The sequence below is a fragment of the Streptomyces sp. NBC_00083 genome (assembly GCF_026343295.1).
In the GTDB taxonomy this organism is placed as follows: Bacteria; Actinomycetota; Actinomycetes; order Streptomycetales; family Streptomycetaceae; genus Streptomyces.
On the sequence record NZ_JAPELY010000003.1, the window covers coordinates 286510 to 304895 of the forward strand.

The 18386-nt window shown below is 73.2% G+C and carries 21 protein-coding genes and 2 pseudogenes; 17 read left to right on the top strand and 6 right to left on the bottom strand.

Going from position 1 to position 18386, the window contains the following annotated elements:
- The first annotated feature begins 54 nt into the window (after positions 1-54).
- Positions 55-855, top strand: coding sequence for a response regulator transcription factor (locus OOJ98_RS25170; protein WP_267057299.1), 801 nt, complete (start codon positions 55-57; stop codon positions 853-855).
- On the top strand, positions 848-2080 hold the full coding sequence (locus tag OOJ98_RS25175; RefSeq protein ID WP_267057300.1) for a HAMP domain-containing sensor histidine kinase: 1233 nt from the start codon (positions 848-850) through the stop codon (positions 2078-2080). Before OOJ98_RS25170 ends, OOJ98_RS25175 begins: the two co-directional genes overlap by 8 nt.
- On the opposite strand, the gene OOJ98_RS25180 is transcribed toward OOJ98_RS25175, so the two are convergent.
- Positions 2043-2876, bottom strand: a complete 834-nt coding sequence (locus tag OOJ98_RS25180; RefSeq protein ID WP_267057301.1) for a methyltransferase domain-containing protein — start codon at positions 2874-2876, stop codon at positions 2043-2045. The two genes, OOJ98_RS25175 and OOJ98_RS25180, sit on opposite strands and share 38 nt — an antisense overlap.
- A gap of 145 nt (positions 2877-3021) precedes the next feature.
- Here OOJ98_RS25180 and OOJ98_RS25185 point away from each other — a divergent pair, with 145 nt between their 5' ends.
- From OOJ98_RS25185 to OOJ98_RS25225, 9 genes are all read left to right on the top strand, one after another.
- On the top strand, positions 3022-3435 hold the full coding sequence (locus tag OOJ98_RS25185) for a phage holin family protein (protein ID WP_267057302.1): 414 nt from the start codon (positions 3022-3024) through the stop codon (positions 3433-3435).
- A gap of 117 nt (positions 3436-3552) precedes the next feature.
- Positions 3553-3918, top strand: a complete 366-nt coding sequence (locus OOJ98_RS25190; RefSeq protein ID WP_267057303.1) for a gas vesicle protein — start codon at positions 3553-3555, stop codon at positions 3916-3918.
- A 150-nt stretch (positions 3919-4068) separates the two neighbouring features.
- Positions 4069-4494 carry a gas vesicle structural protein GvpA gene (locus OOJ98_RS25195; RefSeq protein ID WP_267057304.1) on the top strand — a complete coding sequence of 142 codons (426 nt, stop codon included), beginning with the start codon at positions 4069-4071 and terminating at the stop codon, positions 4492-4494.
- Positions 4491-5207 carry a GvpL/GvpF family gas vesicle protein gene (locus OOJ98_RS25200; RefSeq protein WP_267057306.1) on the top strand — a complete coding sequence of 239 codons (717 nt, stop codon included), beginning with the start codon at positions 4491-4493 and terminating at the stop codon, positions 5205-5207. Before OOJ98_RS25195 ends, OOJ98_RS25200 begins: the two co-directional genes overlap by 4 nt.
- A 6-nt stretch (positions 5208-5213) precedes the next feature.
- Positions 5214-5468, top strand: coding sequence for a gas vesicle protein GvpG (locus OOJ98_RS25205; RefSeq protein WP_267057308.1), 255 nt, complete (start codon positions 5214-5216; stop codon positions 5466-5468).
- Positions 5468-5833, top strand: a complete 366-nt coding sequence (locus OOJ98_RS25210) for a gas vesicle protein (RefSeq protein ID WP_267057309.1) — start codon at positions 5468-5470, stop codon at positions 5831-5833. Before OOJ98_RS25205 ends, OOJ98_RS25210 begins: the two co-directional genes overlap by 1 nt.
- On the top strand, positions 5826-6602 hold the full coding sequence (locus tag OOJ98_RS25215; RefSeq protein WP_267057310.1) for a GvpL/GvpF family gas vesicle protein: 777 nt from the start codon (positions 5826-5828) through the stop codon (positions 6600-6602). The genes OOJ98_RS25210 and OOJ98_RS25215 overlap by 8 nt, the downstream gene beginning before the upstream one ends.
- Positions 6603-6630: 28 nt before the next feature.
- Positions 6631-6840, top strand: coding sequence for a gas vesicle protein (locus OOJ98_RS25220; protein ID WP_267057311.1), 210 nt, complete (start codon positions 6631-6633; stop codon positions 6838-6840).
- Positions 6841-7022: 182 nt separating this feature from the next.
- A complete protein-coding gene (locus OOJ98_RS25225; protein ID WP_267058231.1) occupies positions 7023-7292 on the top strand; it encodes a gas vesicle protein K in 270 nt (89 codons plus the stop codon).
- A gap of 174 nt (positions 7293-7466) precedes the next feature.
- Here the strand turns inward: OOJ98_RS25225 and OOJ98_RS25230 are convergent.
- Positions 7467-8513 (bottom strand): annotated as a pseudogene (locus OOJ98_RS25230) (bifunctional phosphatase PAP2/diacylglycerol kinase family protein); the annotation flags it as partial.
- A gap of 101 nt (positions 8514-8614) precedes the next feature.
- Positions 8615-8995 carry a CBS domain-containing protein gene (locus tag OOJ98_RS25235; RefSeq protein ID WP_267057312.1) on the bottom strand — a complete coding sequence of 127 codons (381 nt, stop codon included), beginning with the start codon at positions 8993-8995 and terminating at the stop codon, positions 8615-8617.
- A 326-nt stretch (positions 8996-9321) separates the two neighbouring features.
- On the opposite strand from OOJ98_RS25235, the pseudogene OOJ98_RS25240 reads away from it, so the two are divergent.
- Positions 9322-10110, top strand: a pseudogene (locus OOJ98_RS25240) (SigB/SigF/SigG family RNA polymerase sigma factor); the annotation flags it as partial.
- Between the two features lie 112 nt (positions 10111-10222).
- On the opposite strand, the gene OOJ98_RS25245 reads toward OOJ98_RS25240, so the two are convergent.
- Positions 10223-11479 (bottom strand): PAS domain-containing protein, encoded by a 1257-nt coding sequence (locus OOJ98_RS25245; protein WP_267057313.1) that lies wholly within the window; start codon positions 11477-11479, stop codon positions 10223-10225.
- A 92-nt stretch (positions 11480-11571) separates the two neighbouring features.
- On the opposite strand from OOJ98_RS25245, the gene OOJ98_RS25250 reads away from it, so the two are divergent.
- Positions 11572-12282 (top strand): ANTAR domain-containing response regulator, encoded by a 711-nt coding sequence (locus OOJ98_RS25250; protein WP_267058232.1) that lies wholly within the window; start codon positions 11572-11574, stop codon positions 12280-12282.
- A 311-nt stretch (positions 12283-12593) separates the two neighbouring features.
- Positions 12594-13811, top strand: coding sequence for an aminotransferase class I/II-fold pyridoxal phosphate-dependent enzyme (locus tag OOJ98_RS25255; protein WP_267057314.1), 1218 nt, complete (start codon positions 12594-12596; stop codon positions 13809-13811).
- 170 nt (positions 13812-13981) lie between these two features.
- Here the strand turns inward: OOJ98_RS25255 and OOJ98_RS25260 are convergent, their stop codons facing one another.
- Entirely contained in the window at positions 13982-14629 is a 648-nt protein-coding gene (locus OOJ98_RS25260; protein WP_267057315.1) for a DedA family protein, read from the bottom strand.
- Complete coding sequence (locus tag OOJ98_RS25265) at positions 14626-15396, bottom strand: MBL fold metallo-hydrolase (protein ID WP_267057316.1); 771 nt, start codon at positions 15394-15396, stop codon at positions 14626-14628. Before OOJ98_RS25265 ends, OOJ98_RS25260 begins: the two co-directional genes overlap by 4 nt.
- Before the next feature lie 119 nt (positions 15397-15515).
- Between OOJ98_RS25265 and OOJ98_RS34850 the strand changes: the two genes are divergently transcribed.
- From OOJ98_RS34850 to OOJ98_RS25275, 3 genes are all read left to right on the top strand, one after another.
- Positions 15516-15620 carry an NADH pyrophosphatase zinc ribbon domain-containing protein gene (locus OOJ98_RS34850; RefSeq protein ID WP_323177933.1) on the top strand — a complete coding sequence of 35 codons (105 nt, stop codon included), beginning with the start codon at positions 15516-15518 and terminating at the stop codon, positions 15618-15620.
- Positions 15621-15664: 44 nt separating this feature from the next.
- Positions 15665-16069 (top strand): hypothetical protein, encoded by a 405-nt coding sequence (locus OOJ98_RS25270; RefSeq protein WP_267057317.1) that lies wholly within the window; start codon positions 15665-15667, stop codon positions 16067-16069.
- Positions 16070-16175: 106 nt separating this feature from the next.
- Entirely contained in the window at positions 16176-18368 is a 2193-nt protein-coding gene (locus OOJ98_RS25275) for a phage holin family protein (RefSeq protein ID WP_267057318.1), read from the top strand.
- Positions 18369-18386: the final 18 nt, after the last annotated feature.

Genomic DNA, 18386 nt, shown 5'->3' on the forward strand with positions numbered 1-18386 from the left:
GGGGCGCGCGGGCCGCATACACCGGCGATATGTCGTGCTGTCTACCCTTCGGGCATGCGCGTACTGATCGTGGAGGACGAGCCCTACCTGGCCGAAGCCGTCCGTGACGGCCTCCGGCTCGAAGCGATCGCCGCCGACATCGCCGGAGACGGCCACCGCGCCCTGGACATGCTCGGCGTCCACTCCTACGACCTCGCGGTCCTCGACCGCGACATCCCCGGCCCCTCCGGCGACGAGGTCGCCCGCCGCATCGTCGCCTCCGGCAGCGGCATCCCGATCCTCATGCTCACCGCCGCCGACCGCATCGACGACAAGGTGTCCGGCTTCGAGCTGGGAGCCGACGACTACCTGACCAAACCGTTCGAGCTGCGAGAACTCGTCATGCGGCTGCGGGCGCTCGACCGCAGACGCGCCTACGCCCGGCCCCCGGTCCGCGAACTCGCGGGGCTGCGCATCGACCCGTTCCGCCGGGAGGTCTTCCGCGACGGCCGCTACGTGGCGCTCACCCGCAAACAGTTCGCCGTGCTCGACGTCCTCATCGCCGCCGAGGGCGGGGTCGTCAGCTCCGAGGAACTCCTGGAACGGGCCTGGGACGAGAACGCCGACCCCTTCACCAACGCCGTCCGCATCACCGTCTCCGCCCTGCGCAAACGGCTCGGCGAACCGGGGATCATCGCCACCGTCCCCGGCGTCGGCTACCGCATCGACACCGGTACCGGTACTCGTACCGACACTGACACTGACACTGACACTGACACTGACACTGACACTGACACTGACACCGACACCGACACTGACACCGGCATCGACGGCAACGGCATCCACGGCGTCCGGCCCGGCGGCCCCCGTGCCTAGGCGCGCCGGTCTCAGCGCCCGGCTGCGGCTCACCCTCAGCTACGCCGGATTCCTCGCCGTGGCCGGCGCCCTGCTGCTGGCCGTGGTCTGGGTGTTCCTGCTGCGGTACGTGCCCGACAACTCCCGGGGCCTCCTCGGCATCGCGCCCAACCGCTACCTCCTGGTGCGCACGTTCGCGCCCGCCGCGGCCGTCGCGATGTTCTTCCTGCTCGTGTTCGGGCTCGTCGGCGGATGGTTCCTGGCCGGCCGGATGCTCGCGCCGCTCACCCGGATCACCGACGCGGCCCGGAGGGCGGGCGACGGGTCGCTGTCCCACCGGGTGCGGATGGAGGGACGCCAGGACGAGTTCCGCGAACTGGCCGACGCCTTCGACACCATGCTCGACCAGGTGGAGTCACACGTCGCCGAGCAGCGGAGGTTCGCCGCGAACGCCTCCCACGAGCTGCGCACCCCGCTCGCCATCTCGCGGACGCTGCTCGACGTCGCCGGCCGGGACCCCACGGGCGACCACGGCGAACTCCTCGCGCGCCTGCGGACCGTCAACACCCGCGCGATCGACCTCACCGAGGCGCTCCTGCTGCTCAGCCGCAGCGAGCGCGGCAATGTCGCCCGCGAGAGCGTCGACCTCTCCCTCGTCGCCGAGGAGGCCGCCGAGACCCTGCTCCCGCTCGCCGAACGGCGCGGCATCACCCTCGACGTCACCGGAGCGCCCGCGCCGGCCGACGGCTCGGCCGAGCTCCTGCTGCGGATGATGACCAATCTCGTTCAGAACGCGGTCGTCCACAACGTTCCGGCCGACGGCACCGTGACGGTGCGCACCGGCGTGCTCGGCGACAGCAGCGTGGTGACGGTCGAGAACACCGGCCCGCCGCTCCCGCGGGAGCTGGTGCCGACCCTCGTCGAGCCCTTCCAGCGGGGCGCGGAACGCGTACGCACCGACGAGCACGCCGGCGTCGGGCTCGGCCTCGCGATCGTGCACAGCATCGTCCGCGCCCACGACGGCACGCTCGACCTGGCCCCTCGCCCGACCGGCGGCCTCCTCGTCACGGTGCGCCTCCCCGGGAGCACGGGGGCGGCCCGCCCCGGAGCAGCCGGAACCGGGACCGCCCGCCCCGGTGCCGCTCGATCCGGAGCCGCTCATCCCGGATCGGCACCGGCCTCCCGCGCGCCCGCCGGCCCCGCGCCCCTCACACCCGGCAGAGGATCTCGCCGTGCGGCACCATGAACCACGCGTCGTCCTCGACACCCCAGGCGCGCCACGCCTCGGAGATCGCGGTCAGCTCCGGCGCCGTGGCGTGTCCGCCGTCGACCGCCAGCTCCGCGTACGAGGAGGCGACCGTACGCTCCGCCCACAGTCCGCTCCACCACGCCCGCTCCTCCTCGGTGGCGAAGCACCACGTGCTCGCGGACGCCTTGATGTCGGTACAACCGGCTTCCAGCGCCCAGGACTTGAGCCGCCGGCCCGCGTCCGGCTCGCCGCCGTTGGCGCGCGCCACCCGGTGGTACAGCTCCAGCCATCCGTCCAGGACGGGTGACTCGGGGTACCAGGTGAAGGCACCGTAGTCGCTGTCGCGCACCGCGATGATCCCGCCCGGCCTGGTGACCCGGCGCATCTCGCGCAGCGCCTGCACCGGGTCACCCACGTGCTGCAGCACCTGATGGGCGTGGACGACGCAGAACGTGTCGTCGGGGAAGTCCAGCGCGTGGACGTCCGCCACCGCGAACGACATGTTCTCCTGGCCGCGCCCCGCCGCGTACTCCCGGGCCCGCTCCACGATGCCCGGCGCCCGGTCGACCGCCGTCACGTGTCCGTCCGGCACCAGTGCGGCCAGGTCGGCGGAGATGGTGCCGGGCCCGCAGCCGATGTCCAGGATCCGCATGTGCGGCTTCAGCTCGCCGATGAGGTACGCCGCCGAGTTGGCGGCCGTGCGCCAGGTGTGGGACCGCAGTACGGACGCGTGGTGGCCGTGCGTGTAGACCGCGCTCTCGCTCCGCGCCGCCCGAGGCGTCTCCTGTGACATGGCTGACTCCCTTTCGCCGAACTGCCCTGCTCCTGAGCCCACTTTAGAAGGAGCGGCCAGATAATGAGATACGCGTCTTGAGATGTGGACACGTCGCAGGTGGGCCCACGCGACTGGCGTCGGGGACCCGGGGTACTCGGCCGCCATGGAAACGAACCTGCCGCACCTGCCGGAGCAGCTTTCCCAGGTCGTCCGGGACGCGATCAGGGACGAGCTGCGCGAACAGACGAAGAACCAGCGCCACGCCGCGCGGATGTACGCCGGAGCCGGCGCGGCCGGGCTCTACGGAGGGGCCGCGCTGACCGCGTTCCTGCTCCTGGTGCTCGGCCTCGCCCTGCCCTACTGGGCGGCCGCGCTGATCGTCGCCGTCCTGCTGCTCGGCGCCGCCGTCCTGCTGAGCCGGAGCGCCCGCGCCGGCCGGAGCGCGCCGCCGGACCGGGTCGCCCCGCCCATGGAGCCCGGGGTGCCCCCCGGCGCACCGGTCGTGCCGCCCGTCCCGCCGGTCGCCCCCGACGCCGCGCACAGTCCGCTCGGGGCGCCCCGCGACGGCGACCGCTGACGCGCGGCGCCGCGGGCAGCGCCGCCCTTCCCGGCACACCAGTACGGGCGGAACCGCTCACAGGGGGTTTGAGCTGCTCCGTCGCGGCTACCCGAAAGGCCTAGAACGCGAGGTGACATGGCTGACACATCCGAGAACGCAGAGAAGACCCCGTCCAAGACGACAGCGAAGACCGCATCGAGAACGACGGCGAAGACAGCGTCGAAGTCCCGTGAGGACGACAACCTGCCGAGCGCGGTGGAAGTTCTGCGGGGCGCACGCGCCCAGCTCTCCGAACTCATCGGCATGGCCGCCGAATCGGTCTCGTCCTTCGAGCGCACCGACGACGGCTGGCTCCTGAAGATCGAGGTCCTGGAGCTCTCCCGGGTCCCGGACACGATGAGCCTCCTCGCCTCCTACGAGGTCGAACTCGACGCGCGCGGCGAACTCACCGGCTACCAGCGGCTGCACAGGTACGAACGCGGCCGGGCCGACCGGAAGTGAACGGCCGGGCGGCCGGCCGAGGGAATACCTCGCGGCCGTACGGCAACAGGACGAAGACACCACCCGACGCACCCACCAGAACGACAGGCACCACCTGATGCACCACCTGACAGAAGCACGTAGGACAACACGTGAGGAGGGCCGGACATCATGACGGTTGTCCCGGCACAGCAAAGCGGCGGCGGCGGCGGCTCCAGCGGCCTCTACGACGTCCTGGAGCTCGTGCTCGACCGAGGACTCGTGATCGACGCGTTCGTACGTGTCTCCCTCGTCGGCATCGAGATCCTGAAGATCGACATACGGGTCGTCGTCGCCAGCGTCGACACCTACCTCCGGTTCGCCGAGGCCTGTAACCGCCTCGACCTGGAGGCGGGACCGCACCGCAACCCCGGACTCCCCGACCTGGTCGGCGACATGACCGAATCGGGCGCCCGCGGCAAGACCAAGGGAGCGCTCTCGGGCGCCGCGCAGACCATCTCCGACGCCTTCAAGGAGGCGCGCGACGACGGCGAGCGAGAGCCGGCCAAGCCCCGGGCCCGGCGCACCACCACGCGCCGTAAGGAGGAGCAGGAATGACCACGTACGTCTACGGCATCGCCCGCCGCAGCCACGGCAAGCTGCCGGAACAGATGGGCGGCATCGGCAACCCGCCGCGCCCCGTCCGCACGGTGGAGCAGGGCGAGCTGGTGGCACTGGTCAGCGACGCTCCCGAGGAGCTCAAGCCCAAGCGCCGCGACCTGCTCGCGCACCAGAACGTCCTCGCCGAGGCCGGAGCGGCCGGCCCCGTACTGCCGATGCGGTTCGGCGGGGTCTCCACCGACGACGAGGCCGTACGGGCCGTGCTCGCCGAACACGAGCAGCGCTACCTGGAGCGCCTCGAAGCGCTCGACGGCAAGGTCGAGTACAACGTGAAGGCGACCCACGACGAAGAGGCCGTCCTCCACCAGGTCCTCGCCGACAATGCCGAGTTGCGCGCCCTGAGCGACGCCAACCGGAAGGCCGGCGGCGGCTCGTACGAGGACAAGCTGCGGCTCGGCGAGCGCATCGCCGCCGCCGTGCAGCAGCGCGAGGCGACGGACGCCGCTCTGGTGGAGCAGGCCCTGCGCGGCGCGGCCGAGGAGCAGTGCCCCGGGCCGCAGTCCACCGGCTGGCTGGCCAACCTCTCCTTCCTCGTGCCGCGCGACCACGCCGACGCGTTCATCGCCACCGTGGACGGCCTGCGCGCCCAGGCGCCCCACCTGGTCGTCCAGGTGCACGGCCCGCTGCCCCCCTACAGCTTCACGGGGTGAATGGCTGTGGGCCTCCTGAAGGAGCTGCTGCTGCTTCCCGCGGCGCCTGTCCGCGGCACCTTCTGGGTGCTCGGACAGGTCGCCGAGGAAGCAGAGCGGCAGTACTACGACCCGGCGACCGTGCGACGCGAACTCGCCCAACTGGAAAGGCAATTGATGGAGGGCGAGATCGACGAGGAAGAGTTCGACCGCCGCGAGGACGAACTCCTCGACCGGCTTGAACATCCCGCGCGCGCCGCATCCGATTTCGGGAGGAACTGATGGCGACCCCGGCACGATTCCCGGACTCCTACTCGTCCGACGGCGGCGGCGCCAACCTGGCCGACATTCTCGAACGCGTCCTCGACAAGGGGATCGTCATCGCCGGGGACATTCGCATCAACCTCCTCGACATCGAGCTGCTCACGATCAAGCTGCGGCTCATCGTCGCCTCGATCGACAAGGCGAAGGAAATGGGCATCGACTGGTGGGAGGACGATCCCGCCCTCTCCACCGGCGCCCGGCGCCGCGAACTCGCCCGTGAGAACGACGAGTTGAAGGCGCGCATAGCCGCGATGGAGTCGGCGCGCGCCGCCGAGCCCGAGGCCGTCGAGAGCGAGGGGCAGCGGGCGGTGAACGATGACTGACGATGAACTGCTCTACGTGTACGCCGTCACGCCGCCCTTCTCCGGGGTGCTCCCCGACGGCGTGCGCGGGCTCGACGGCGAGCCGCCCCGCATCATCGAGCACGACGGCCTGTGCGCCGCGGTGAGCCGGGTGCCGGCCGCCGAGTTCGACGCCGAACCGCTCCGCTCCCACCTCGAAGACCTGGACTGGCTCGCCGAGACCGCACGCGCCCACCAGGCGGTGATCGCCGCGCTCGCCTCGGTCACCTGCCCCGTGCCGCTCCGGCTGGCCACGGTCTGCCGCGACGACAGCGGGGTGCGGCGCCTGATCGACTCCGGCCGCGCCCGCTTCGTCCCCACCATCGAACGCCTCGACGGCCGGGTCGAATGGGGCGTCAAGGTGTACGCGCACGCCCAACTCCCGCCGCCGGAACCGGAGTCGAAGGTGTCCAGCGGCCGGGACTATCTGCGCCGCCGGCTCGGCCAGCGCCAGTCCCGCGACGACACCTGGCGTCGCGCGGGGACCCTCTCGCGCGCCCTCCACACCGAACTGTGCGGACGCGCCGAGGCCGGACGGCTGCACCGCCCTCAGAGCGGCCAGCTCTCCGGCGCGCCCGGTGAGAACGTGCTCAACGCCGCCTACCTGGTGCCGCGCGAACAGAGCGAGCAGTTCGTGGCGGCGGTGCGCGCACACACACCCGACGACGACGGCGTACGCGTGGAGCTGACCGGCCCCTGGGCCCCCTACTCCTTCGCCGGCGGACCGGACGAAGGCCAGGGGGAGCTGTGAGGCGCGACGACCGAGGCCGGGAGGGACTGTGAGGGACGGCGCAGACGCCCTCGCGCAACGTGAGGTCGCCCTCGTGGACCTGCTCGACCGGCTGCTCGCCGGCGGCGTCGTCATCACGGGCGACCTGACGCTGCGGATCGCCGATGTGGACCTGGTCCGCATCGACCTGAACGCGTTGGTGAGTTCGGTCAGCTCCGAAGTCCCCTCCCCCTTCGAGGATTTCGAGGAGCCCCTGTAATGGACGCGATGGACATCATCAACGCGGACGTCTTCGACGCCCTGGAGGCCGCGGGAGACGCCGCCGAGGACGCGGGGACGAACGCCGGCGCGGACGCGCAATCGAGCGGCAGTCGCAACAGCGGCAGCCGCAGCAGCGCCAGCAGTGCGGCCGAGGACGGCGACTCCAGTACGCGACGCCGGGTGAATCTCGAACCCGACACCGTGGAGCGCGACCTCGCCCGGCTGGTCCTGACCGTCATCGAACTGCTGCGGCAGCTCATGGAGCGGCAGGCCCTGCGCCGCGTCGAGACCGGAGCGCTCACCGAGGACCAGGAGGAGCGGATCGGGCTCACGCTCATGCTCCTCGAGGACCGGATGGGGGAGCTGAGGTCGAAGTTCGGGCTGCGCCCGGAAGACCTCAACATCGACCTCGGCCCGCTCGGCCCGCTCCTCCCGAGGGACGGTTTCTGAGGCCCGGACCATCCCGGGGGCCCGCATCACCGCATCACCGAACAGGGGCCGGAGCGGCGACCATGCCCGCTCCGGCCCCTCACGGCTGCCCGCCCGGCCGGGAACACCGGCCGACGGGACGAAGACGGCCTAGCCGCGCTCCGCAGGCCGGTAGACGGTGAGCGCCCCGGGCAGCATGTTCGGCGCCCACCGCGCGCGCAGCATCCGTACCAGCTCCGGTTGGGCACCCCGGCCGAGGACGCCCCGGCCGAACGCGCCGAGGAGGGGGCCGCCGTCCGTGCCGGCCGGGTCGATCCGTACCGCGTCGCCCGACACCAGCGCCCGGCAGGTGTCCTGGACCCCCTCGATGCCGAGGCCGCGGGCGAAGCGGTTCGAAGCGCCGCCGGGGAACACGGCCAGCGGCACTCCGACGCGGGCCGCGACCTCCGCGGCCCGGCCGACGGTCCCGTCGCCGCCGCACACCCCCAGGACGAGACCGCGCCGCGCCGCCTTCTCCAACGCCGCCGGTACCTCGTCGTGCTCGCACTCGACGACCTCGGCGAGCGGCAGCGCGTCGCGCATCAGGGCCACCCTCGAAAGAGCCTTCCCGGAAGCCCGGTTGATGACGACCACCACGTCACGGCCGTCGGGGAGCGCCGGCGCCTCGGCGTGCGGGAGGCCGTGCGCCGGCAGCCGCGTACGCGTCGGGACGAGTCCACGCACCGCGAAGGCCGCGCCCACCCCCAGCGCCGCGCCCACCAGCACGTCGCCCGGATAGTGCACCCCGGTGTAGACGCGCGACGCCGCGACCGAGAAACCCACCGGGGCCAGCAGCGCACCCAGGGTCCGTGACTCCAGGGCCACGCCCGTCACGAAGGCGGCGGCCGACGCGGAGTGACCCGAGGGGAACGACGTCGTGATCGGGCGCCGCTTCAACTGCCGTACCAGCGGCACCGCGTCGAGCAGCGGACGGTCACGGCGCACCGCGCGCTTCGCCACGGTGTTGACCGTCAGGGAGGCCAGCGCGAGGGAGGCGACCCCCCGCACCGCGGCCCGGCGCGCACGGGGCGAGCCCGTCGCACCCAGCGCGGCCGCCGCGGTGAACCAGAGCACGCCGTGGTTGGCGGCCCGGCTCAGCCGCGGCAGCACGGCCTCCGCGGCCGGCCAGTGTCTGGTGGCGGCGAAGTCGAAGACCGCCTGGTCCCGGGCGCCAAGTCGCTTGTGCCAGTTGGAGTACGTCATGGCACGCGAGTACCCGGATGGCCCGCGGGTACCCGACCACGTCCGGCCCCACCGCCCCCCACCTGCGCAGCCCCCCACCCGCGCCGGGCCCCTCCGCGGCTCTAGGGCTCCGATGCGTGCGCTGCCGCGTCGACGAGGCTCACCATGCCGAGGGGTCGCCCCTGCGCCACCACCGGAAGCCGCCGCACCGCGTACCGGCGCATCAACGAGAGGGCCGTCGCCACCTCGTCGTCCGGACCCACACACACCGGCGGCCGACTGCACACCGACTGGGCGCTCACGATCAGCGGGTCCGCCCCTTCGGCGACCGCCCGCAGGGTGATGTCCCGGTCCGTCAGCACCCCGATGACCCGGCCCGCTCTGGTGACCAGCAGGTCGCGGATGCCCTGGGCCCGCATCAGCTGCGCCGCCTCCTGAAGCGACGCGTCCGGCTGCACGGCGGTCACGCCCGGCGTCATCACTTCCCTGACGAAACGTGCCATGAGTTCGGCGCCCCGATCCTGTTGGTCCGTTGGTCCGTTGGTCCGTTGGTCCGAAGCCTTGCGGCCCGTCGGCCCCCGCGGCCGGATACGCCGGGTACCGGGCGTGCAGCGCGGGAAACCCGCTCGGCGAGTGCTTCGACACAATCTTCGCGGCTCCGGCACAACCCCGTTTGCCCCGCCGGGCTCGGGGCAGGCGCACCACGTGCTTCGGACCGGAGGCACGTCCGTGGGAGCGGCAGTCCGCTCCGGGCGTGCCCGTGTGCCCGGCCGAAGGCTCCCCGGTGACAACCATCCGACGCACCGTTTTCAGGAAGCCGGGATCGCAGATGCGTACCAACACCACGGCGAAGCACAAGCACCCGCACGACGACGCACCGAAGACGGTGGCAGCATTCGAGCGGCTCGCGGAACTGCCCGATGGCCCCGAGCGGAACGCGCTGCGCCAGGACCTCGTCAACGCCTGGCTGCCCATGTCCGAGCGGCTCGCCGGACGCTTCCGCAACCGCGGCGAGGCCCTGGAGGACCTCCGTCAGGTCGCCGCCCTGGGCCTCGTCAAGGCTGTCGACCGCTATGACCCGGCGCGCGGGGCCGCGTTCGAGAGTTACGCCGTCCCCACCATCACGGGGGAGATCAAGCGCCACTTCCGGGACCACATGTGGACGCTCCATGTGCCGCGCCGCGTACAGGACTTGAGGGGACGCGTCCGGGTGGCGAGCCAGGAACTCGCCGCGACGGGGGACTCCCGGCGGCCCAGCGTGGCGGACCTGGCCGCGCAGGCCGGCCTGACCGAGGACGAGGTGAGGGCGGGCCTGGAGGCCATCGACAGCTTCAGCGCACTCTCCCTGGACGCCGAACTCCCCGGTGGGGAGGACGGATACAGCCTGAGCGACTCGCTCGGCAGCGCCGACCCGGCCCTCGACATCGTCGTGGACCGCGAGTCCGTGAAGCCGGGCCTCAGCTGCCTGCCCGAGCGCGAACGCACCATCCTCTACATGCGGTTCTTCCGCGACATGACCCAGAGCCGGATCGCCGAGGACCTCGGCATCTCGCAGATGCACGTCTCCCGGCTGATCACGCGCTGCTGCAGCCGGCTGCGGGACCAGGCCCTGCGCGAGCTGCGCGACGATCACGGCCGGCCGGCACGCGGCGAAGGCGTGGTGGCCGGTGCCGCGGCGCTGCCGAGGACGCGGACGGAGGCGAAGGAGAGGACTGGGCCGAAGGAGAGGACTAGGCCGAAGGCGAAGCTGACGGCGGCGGCGCGGCCGCGTCCGAAGGAGGCGTCGCCGACGCGCAGGGCTGTTCGTCCGGCTCAATTCGGTGGCGCTGCGGATCAGTTGACGCCTCGGGCCGGCCGGGACGCCGCATAGCGAGCGCGATATGACGGGACATCACATCCATGGCGCGGCCCTCCGCCATCGAGAACGGTCGGGCGGAGCCGGTCCGGAACAGGGTGAGGACTCCCGTCACCGGCCCCGGCGCCCCCAGCGGCACACACATCAGGGACGACACCTCGGCGCGAGCCAGCACCGGTGTCCCCGACGGATCGTGCCCGAACCCCCCGACGTCCTCGGGCTGGACCTGCAGCACCCCGCTTCCGGCGCGGGCGGCTTCGAGCACCACCGGGCAGTCCGCCGGATCCTGGGCGGCCACCGCCTCCAGCAGAGGGGCCGCGGCCGGGTCGTCCGGGCCCAGCGAGATCACGCGCCGCAGCCCGCCGTCGACCAGGTCGGCCACGACCCACTCCGCGAACCGGCCGCACAGCACCCGCGCCGCGCCGGTCAGCAGCGACTCCGTTTCACCGGGCGCCTGGTGAAGCAGTACGGAAGCCATGGCATCCACGAGGTCCATGAGTTCGGCGTGCCGCGTCGACTCCGCGAGGTCGGGGAGCTCCGGCTGCGGGGGAGCGGCGGCCGAGCTGCGGGCGCTGCCCGCCTGGAACACCACGAGTACCGCGGGCTGCGGCTCGTCCGGCGGACGCAGCGCGGTGAGCGTGGCCAACAGGGGTTCCTCGGGGCGCTGTTGGAGCCGTACGGTCAGCCCGCGGTCCCCCTCGCCCCGGGCCACCGCGGCGGCCTGTGAACGGAACGCGGCGCGGTCGCCGGGCGTGAGCAGCGCCGCCAGCGGCCGGCCCGCCGCGTATCCGGCACGGACCCCGGTGAGCCCGGTCGCCGCGAAGTTCAGCCTGCGTACGACGGTTTCCCGGTCGATCAGCGCCACCGGCAGCGGCATCCGCTGGAACAGCGCCTTGAGGAGCAGCCGTTCCTGACGTTCCTCCGGCGAGGTGCTCCCCGAGCCCGCCGCCATCCGCTCGTACCGCGGCCACAACTGCTCGGCCACGTGCTGGAGTTCGAACAGTGCCGCGTCCAGGACCACGGAGTGGTGCGCGTGTTCGCCGACCGGGCGGGCACGTGCGGTGCGCAGCTCGCCCACCCGTCTGACGAAGTCCGCCAGTTCGTCGCCGAAATCGTCTTCCGTCTGCGTCATGGGAGAAAGCTAGCCCCTCGGCCGTGCGCCGGGGGGCCGTACCGTTTCGGGCCGGGGGACCCGGGAAGCCGCACCATGAGGAGGTGTTCGTGATGCTGCCCGAGCCCGAACGCCAGGAGCCCGAAGCGACCACCACCGCCCGGCGGCTCTCCCTGCTCGCCGAACAGGCGGTGCGCTGCGCGCCCGCCTGCTGCGGAGCCGTCGCCACCATCGGCGACAGCGGATCCGAGCGCCGCATCACCGCCACCCACCCCGACCTGGCGCCCCTCGCCTCCGTCCAGCTGTCCTGCGGCGACGGGCCCATCGTGAGCGCCCTGCACGCGGGGGAGCCCGTCGACGCCGAGGACCTGCTGACCGAGGACCGCTGGCCCGGCTACCGCGCCCTCGCCCTCGCATCGGGCGTACGTTCCTGCGTCACGCTCCCCTTCCGCCGCGCCGGCATCGACGTCACGGTCAGCCTCTACGGCTACCGCCCCGGCTCGCTCAAGGACATCGTGGGCGGCCCGGTCGGCATCCTCGCCAAGGAGACCACCACCGCTCTGGTCCGCGACCGCCGCTATCACGCGGCGCTCGCCGAGGTCGAACAACTGGAGGCGGCGCTGCGCTCCCGCCCGGTCATAGACCAGGCCAGCGGAATCGTCATGCACGTCCTGGGCTGCGAGGCCGACGCCGCCTTCGGCATCCTGCGCACCATCTCCCAGCGCACCAACCGCAAACTGGCCGATGTCGCCGAGGCCGTGGTGCGGGCGAAGGGCCGCGGCCTGGAGTCCGAGCTGTCCGCCCTCGCCCTCCCCACCCGCTGACCTGTAGTGATCGGCACCGACCGGCACCGACCGGCACCGACCGGCACCGACCAGTGCCGACCGGCTCCGACCAGTGCCGGCGGTTCCTTGTCGTCCGGCCGGCCACTGCCCGCCCGGCCAAGGACGCGGCCCGGCATCGGCGTCGCCCCCCTCGCGGGCCCGCCCGTCCCGCCCGGCGGGCGCACAAGCGGCGGTCCGGGCGATACCTCCGTATAAAGGTCTGAGAGGCTGAGAGCGCCGCTCGCGGTGCGCGCCACCCGGGGCCACGGGTACAGGCAGGCCGCAGCGCACGGGCCGAGGAGGGAGCCGGCATGCAGGGGACGGTCGCCGAAGGCCGCGGGCCGGTGCGGTACGGGCCGCCCGCCCCGGGCCCCGGTCTGCCCGTGCTCCCGGAACTCGCCGCGGCGCTCCGAGCCGCCGCGGACCACACCGAACCCCAGCCGCCCGGCGGCGGACCGGAGCTGCGCGAGGCCGCCTGCGGCTACTGGCAGCGGCGCGGGCTGCCCACCACCGCGGAACACGTCGTCGCCGCCCCGGGCGCACAGCCCCTCCTCGTCGCCCTGCTCGGCGCGTACGGCGGTGACGTACTGATGCCGAGGCCGTGCCCCGCCTGGTGGACCCCGCAGGCCCGGCTCCTCGGCCGGCCCGCCTACCACGTGCCGACCCCGGCGGAATGCGGCGGCGTGCCCGATCCCTACGCCCTGCTCGAAACCGTCCGCCGGGTACGCGCCGAGGGCGGCAGGCCCCGCCTGCTCCTGCTCTGCGTGGCCGACGATCCGACGGCCACGGTGGCGCCGCCCGAGACCGTACGGGAGGCCTGCGAGGCCGCCGTCGGCGAAGGGCTCCACATCATCAGCGACGAAACCTGGCGCGACACCGTGCACCGGCCCCATGAGACGGTGCCGATCAGCCCTGCCGAGATGTGCCCCGACGACGTAACCGTCCTCGCCGACCTGGGTGGTGCACACACCCCGCCGGGCTGGCCCGCCGCCGTGGCCCGCTTCCCGGCCACGGACGCGGTGGCGCCACGCCTGGCCCGCGCCCTGGACATCCTCGCCGCGCTCGGCGCCGTCGTCGCGGCCCCGGTGGCCGCGGCGGCGGCCCTCGCGCTGAGCGAACCGGCGCCCGTCGCCGACCGCACCCGGCAGGCGGCCGCCCTGCACGGCCGCATCGCGCTCGCCGCCCACCGTGCCGTACTCGCCTCCGGCGCCCTGGCGAGGCCCCCGCAGTCCGGCCGCCATCTCTACGCCGACCTCGGACCCTTCCGCTCCGGCCTCGCCGCGCGGGGCGTCACCGACTCCATGGAGCTCGAGGACTACCTGACACGCCGTCTCGCCGGCCCCACCCCCGGCGGCCACCGCTTCGGCGACGAACTGGGAGCGCTCCGCGTCCGCCTCGCCACCGGCCCACTGCTGGGCGCGACCCCGGACCAGCGGCTCGACGCCCTCGCCGCGGCCGACCCCCTCCAACTGCCCTACGTGAGCGAGGCGTTGAGCAGGTTCGCCGAGGTGTTCGACGAGCTCCGCTAGCCCGAGCCCAGCGCCCCCGAGCCCCGAGCCCCGAGCCCTGTCCCTTGCCTTTGCCGCCGCGCGTCCGACCTGCCCAGCGTTCGAGCCGTCCCGAGCCGTCCCGCGTCCGAGCCGCCTGGGCCCGAGCCGCCCACTGGGGGAGGGCGCTGGTCCGTCGAGAGCGCTCTCACCTACCCGCCGTCGTGTGCGGCCACCCACCCCCGCCGCACCCTGCGCCACCCGGCGGGCACCCCGCTGATCACGAGGGTCAGCGCGACCGCCGCCGCCACGCCCTTCCACGGCTCGTCGAACAGCGAGCCGCCGAGGATGCCGATCAGGCCGTACGCTCCGGCCCAGGCGAGGCAGGCCGGGATGTCGCCCCGTACGAACGTGCGCAAGGGCATCTCGCCGAGCAGACAGGCCAGCATGACCGGGATGCGTCCGGCCGGCACCAGGCGGGACAGTACGAGCACCACCACGCCGTGGTCGTCGAGCTTGCGCCGGGCCTGCTCCAGGTGGTCCGGCGCCGCCCGGCCGCGCAGCCGCTCCAGCAGGCGCGAGCCGTTCTTCGACCGCACCCCGCGCTGCCCGAGCCAGTACAGCGCGACATCGCCGAGGAACGCGGCCAGCGCGCCCACTCCGAACGCGAGCAGCAGCGAGAACCAGGCGGTCTGATGGAAGGCCACCACCGCGGCCGTCGACACCAGCGCTCCCGTGGGCACCACCGGCACCAGCGAACCGAGGACGACCAGGACGAACAGCGTCGGGTAGCCCGCGGCCTGCTGGGTCGACTCCGGTGTCACCGTCGTGGCCAGCGCGAGGATCCGGTCCGCGATCACCGCCGGGCCTCCAGACGCACGCTCTCCCCGTGTTCCAGGCGGTGCACGGCCGCCTTCGGGGCGAGCCGTGCCGCCTGCCGAACGAACTCCTCGCCGGGCGCGTGGAACTCGTGCGGTCGCACCCCGTCCATGCCGACCGGCCAGTACGTGCCGTAGTGCACCGGCACCGCTGAGAGCGCTCCCACCTCGGCCAGTGCCTGCGCCGCGCGCCCCGCGTCGAGATGGTCCCGGCCGAGCCCCGGGCCCCACCCGCCGACCGGCAGCAGCGCCGCGTCCACCGGTCCGACCGCCCGCGCCATGCCGTCGAAGAGCCCGGTGTCCCCGGCGAAGTAGGTGCGGGCCGCGCCCTCCACGACGTACCCGAGCGCGGGGCAGCGGCGGGGTCCGACCGGCAGCCTGCGCCCGTCGTGCCGGGCGGGCACGGCCCGTACCCGGACCGCTCCCACCTCGACGACATCGCCGGCCCGCACCTCGGTGACGCGCAGGCCGAGCCGTCCGAGCCCCGGCACCGCACGCACCGCGCCGGCCGGCCCGATCACCCGGGTGCCGGGCGCGAGCCGCGCGAGCGAGGCCACATGCAGATGATCGGCGTGCAGATGCGAGAGAAGCACGGCGTCGGCCACCACGGCCTCGGGCCCCGGGAGCGCTCCACGGCGCCGGCGCAGATGCGCGAGGCGGCGCGCGAAGAGCGGATCGGTCAGCAGCCGCACGCCGGAATCCTCGATCGTGCAGGTGGCATGACCCCACCAGGTGACCTCCACCGGCACGCGATCCTCTCCTCGCTGGACGGGGGTCGTCAGCGATTGTTGTTGACGAGCCTAAATCTCTCCGCGCGCAAAGCACCGCAGTCGGGGGTAGGCATCCGGCACCAGAGGGGAGGGGTGCCGTGACCATGCACTCCGAGCAGTGTCCGCGGTGCGGAGGGGTCCTGGCCGTGAGCCAGGACGGCTGGAAGATCTGCCACTCCTGCGGCTACTCCTCCCCGCCCTGAAGGGGAGTAGGGTCGCCCCCTACGGCGTATACAGGGGGGCGGCCATGGATCACGTGCGTGTGGCGGCGATCGCGAGTCTGACCCCCCTGGAAGAACTCGATCTGGATCCCTTTCTGGTGGACACCCGCAGCCAGCACGCGATGTGCGCGCGCTGGGCCGAGGGCCAGGGATACGTCGTCACCCGGCAGCTGCTCTTCTACGGTCTGCGTCCGGACCACGCGGGCCTGTGGGCGGATGTCGACGCGGGCCTCGTCGATGTGTTCGTCGCGCCCAACGAGCGTGTCCTGGCACGGGCGTTGACGTCCGTACCGGAGTTCTCCGACGAGTGCAGGCGACGCGGCGTGCGCCTGGAGACGGCCGGACTCGACGAGCCCGACTACGACGCCACGCACAAGGCCCACATCCACCGCCGCCTCTCCATGCCGACCGCCGGGTACGACGGCTGCTGACCCCTCGCTGACCCCCGCCCCCACGCCCTCGCGCGGCCCGTGCCACCTGGGCTTCCGTGGCCTGTGGCAGGGTGGAGGGGAACGGGTGCATCGAAGGGCGGACGGCGTGGGGCGGTGGCGGACGGCGGGCAGCGCCCTGCTCCGGGTGATCGTGGTGTGGGTCGTCTCGACGCTCACGATGATGCTGCTCGCGGGCGTCCTGCCCGCCTTCAAGCTCACCTCCGACAACGGCGACAGCATCACCCGGGTCGCGCTCACCGCCGGCTGGGGAGCGGGCGCCTTCGGCCTGCTCGGCGCCCTGGTGTGGCCACTCGTCGTGCGGGCGTTCCTGCTGGTGCCGGCGCTGGTGCTCGGCCTCCTGGTGTTCTTCCTGAACGGGTCGCTGCTCCTGCTCGCGCTCCGCCTCATCCCGACCGGCAGGGGCGCGGCCGACCCCGAGACCGCGGTGATCGTCGCCGCCGTCATGTCGGCGGTCGCGTCGGCCACCTCGACCGCCCTGGCCGTGCGCGACGACGACGCCTACCGGCGCAGGCTGTCCCGGCTCGCCCTGCGCCGCCGGCGCAGGCGCGGCGCCGGCCCGGTGCCTACCCCGCCGGGCATCGTCTTCATCCAGCTCGACGGCGTCGGAGAGCGCGTTCTGCGCGACGCCGTCGGCCAGGGCCTGATGCCGACCGTCGGGGCGTGGCTGGCCGACACCCACCGGTTGACCCCGTGGCGTACCGACTGGTCGAGCCAGACCGGCGCGAGCCAGCTCGGCATCCTGCACGGCACCACCTTCGACGTGCCGGCCTTCCGCTGGTACGAGAAGGAGAGCGGCGAGGTCATGGTCTCCAACCGGCCCGCGTCCGCCGTGGAGCTGCAGCGCAGGGCCGTCGAGCGCACCGGCGACGGCGGTCTGCTCACCCTCGACGGAGCCAGCCGAGGCAACCTGTTCTCCGGCGGCGCCGACCAGGTCGCCCTGGTCCTGACGGCCGCCGCCCGCCGAGGACCCAGAAACCGCTCTCGCGCCGGCTACTTCGCCTACTTCTCCGACCCGGCCAACGCCGTGCGCACGGCCGGCTCGTTCGTCGCCGAGGTCGGCAGGGAGATCGTCCAGTCGACGCGTGCCAGGCTGCGCAAGCAGAGCCCGCGCATCGGCCGCGGCGGCCTCTACCCCCTCATCCGGGCCTTCGCGACGGTCGTCGAACGCGATGTGGTGGTCGCCGCCGTCATGGGCGACATGCTCGCCGGACGCACCGCCGTCTACGCCGACCTCGTCGCCTACGACGAGGTGGCCCACCACTCGGGGCCGCACGGCAGGGACACCGCGCAGGTGCTCAAGCGTCTCGACCGCTCCCTCGCGCTGATCGCCGACGCGGCCGAACACGCGCCCCGGGACTACCGCGTGGTGCTCCTCTCCGACCATGGGCAGAGCCCCGGTGAGACCTTTGAGAGCGCTTTCGGGCTGTCCCTGAAGGATCTCGTACGGGCCGGCTGCGGGCTGCCCGTGCCGCGCCGGGCCCGCCGCACCCGGAGCGGCGCGGAGGCCCGCTACGCGGTGCGCGTCGCGCTGCACCGGCCGGTCGACGAAAGCCCCGCCGAGACCCGTTGCGCCAGGACGGAGCCGTTTCGTCACGGCGCGACCGAGGGGGAGCCGGGCCAGGAGGAGGCCGGGCGGGACAGCCGGGCCGACCCGGTGGTCCTCGCCTCCGGCAACCTCGGGCTCGTCTCCTTCCCCGACATCGAGGGCCGTGCGACCCGCGAGCACATCGACCGCCGCCACCCGGCGCTCCTGACCACCCTGGCCGGCCACCCCGGCATCGGCTTCCTCCTCGTACGCAGCGAGGAGCACGGCGCGGTGGTGCTCGGCCGGGACGGCATCGAAGTGCCCGTGGCCGAACTCGCCGACGAGCAGGGCCCGTTGAAGGGTTTCGGGCGCGGCGCGGCCGACGCGGTCCGGCGCACCGACACCTTCCCGCACACCGCCGACATCATGGTCAACTCCATGTACGACCCGGCCACCGGCCAGGTGCACGCCTTCGAGGAGCAGATCGGCTCGCACGGCGGACTCGGCGGAGAACAGTCCCACGCCTTCCTGCTGTCGCCCCACACCCTGTCGCGGCCGGTCACCCACGCCGGAGAGCTGGTCGGCGCGGAGCAGGTGCACAGCGTGCTGCGCCGCTGGCTGCGCGAGGGGCAGGGGCCGCAGATTCCGCTGGTCACCGATGTCGCGACCCTCATGGAGGATTCCCCGCCGACCGGCCAAGCGGAAGGATCTTTTCCGGTTTCCGGCCACGCCGTACAGGACAAAACCAACTGATTTGGTGCGCCGAACCCC

What these genes read in the sequence shown, in the direction of transcription:
- OOJ98_RS25170 (WP_267057299.1), top strand. Translation starts at nt 55, where the DNA reads ATGCGCGTACTGATCGTGGAGGACGAGCCCTACCTGGCCGAAGCCGTC.
- OOJ98_RS25180 (WP_267057301.1), bottom strand. Translation starts at nt 2,876, where the DNA reads ATGTCACAGGAGACGCCTCGGGCGGCGCGGAGCGAGAGCGCGGTCTAC.
- OOJ98_RS25185 (WP_267057302.1), top strand. Translation starts at nt 3,022, where the DNA reads ATGGAAACGAACCTGCCGCACCTGCCGGAGCAGCTTTCCCAGGTCGTC.
- OOJ98_RS25190 (WP_267057303.1), top strand. Translation starts at nt 3,553, where the DNA reads ATGGCTGACACATCCGAGAACGCAGAGAAGACCCCGTCCAAGACGACA.
- OOJ98_RS25195 (WP_267057304.1), top strand. Translation starts at nt 4,069, where the DNA reads ATGACGGTTGTCCCGGCACAGCAAAGCGGCGGCGGCGGCGGCTCCAGC.
- OOJ98_RS25200 (WP_267057306.1), top strand. Translation starts at nt 4,491, where the DNA reads ATGACCACGTACGTCTACGGCATCGCCCGCCGCAGCCACGGCAAGCTG.
- OOJ98_RS25210 (WP_267057309.1), top strand. Translation starts at nt 5,468, where the DNA reads ATGGCGACCCCGGCACGATTCCCGGACTCCTACTCGTCCGACGGCGGC.
- OOJ98_RS25215 (WP_267057310.1), top strand. Translation starts at nt 5,826, where the DNA reads ATGACTGACGATGAACTGCTCTACGTGTACGCCGTCACGCCGCCCTTC.
- OOJ98_RS25235 (WP_267057312.1), bottom strand. Translation starts at nt 8,995, where the DNA reads ATGGCACGTTTCGTCAGGGAAGTGATGACGCCGGGCGTGACCGCCGTG.
- OOJ98_RS25245 (WP_267057313.1), bottom strand. Translation starts at nt 11,479, where the DNA reads ATGACGCAGACGGAAGACGATTTCGGCGACGAACTGGCGGACTTCGTC.
- OOJ98_RS25250 (WP_267058232.1), top strand. Translation starts at nt 11,572, where the DNA reads ATGCTGCCCGAGCCCGAACGCCAGGAGCCCGAAGCGACCACCACCGCC.
- OOJ98_RS25255 (WP_267057314.1), top strand. Translation starts at nt 12,594, where the DNA reads ATGCAGGGGACGGTCGCCGAAGGCCGCGGGCCGGTGCGGTACGGGCCG.
- OOJ98_RS25270 (WP_267057317.1), top strand. Translation starts at nt 15,665, where the DNA reads ATGGATCACGTGCGTGTGGCGGCGATCGCGAGTCTGACCCCCCTGGAA.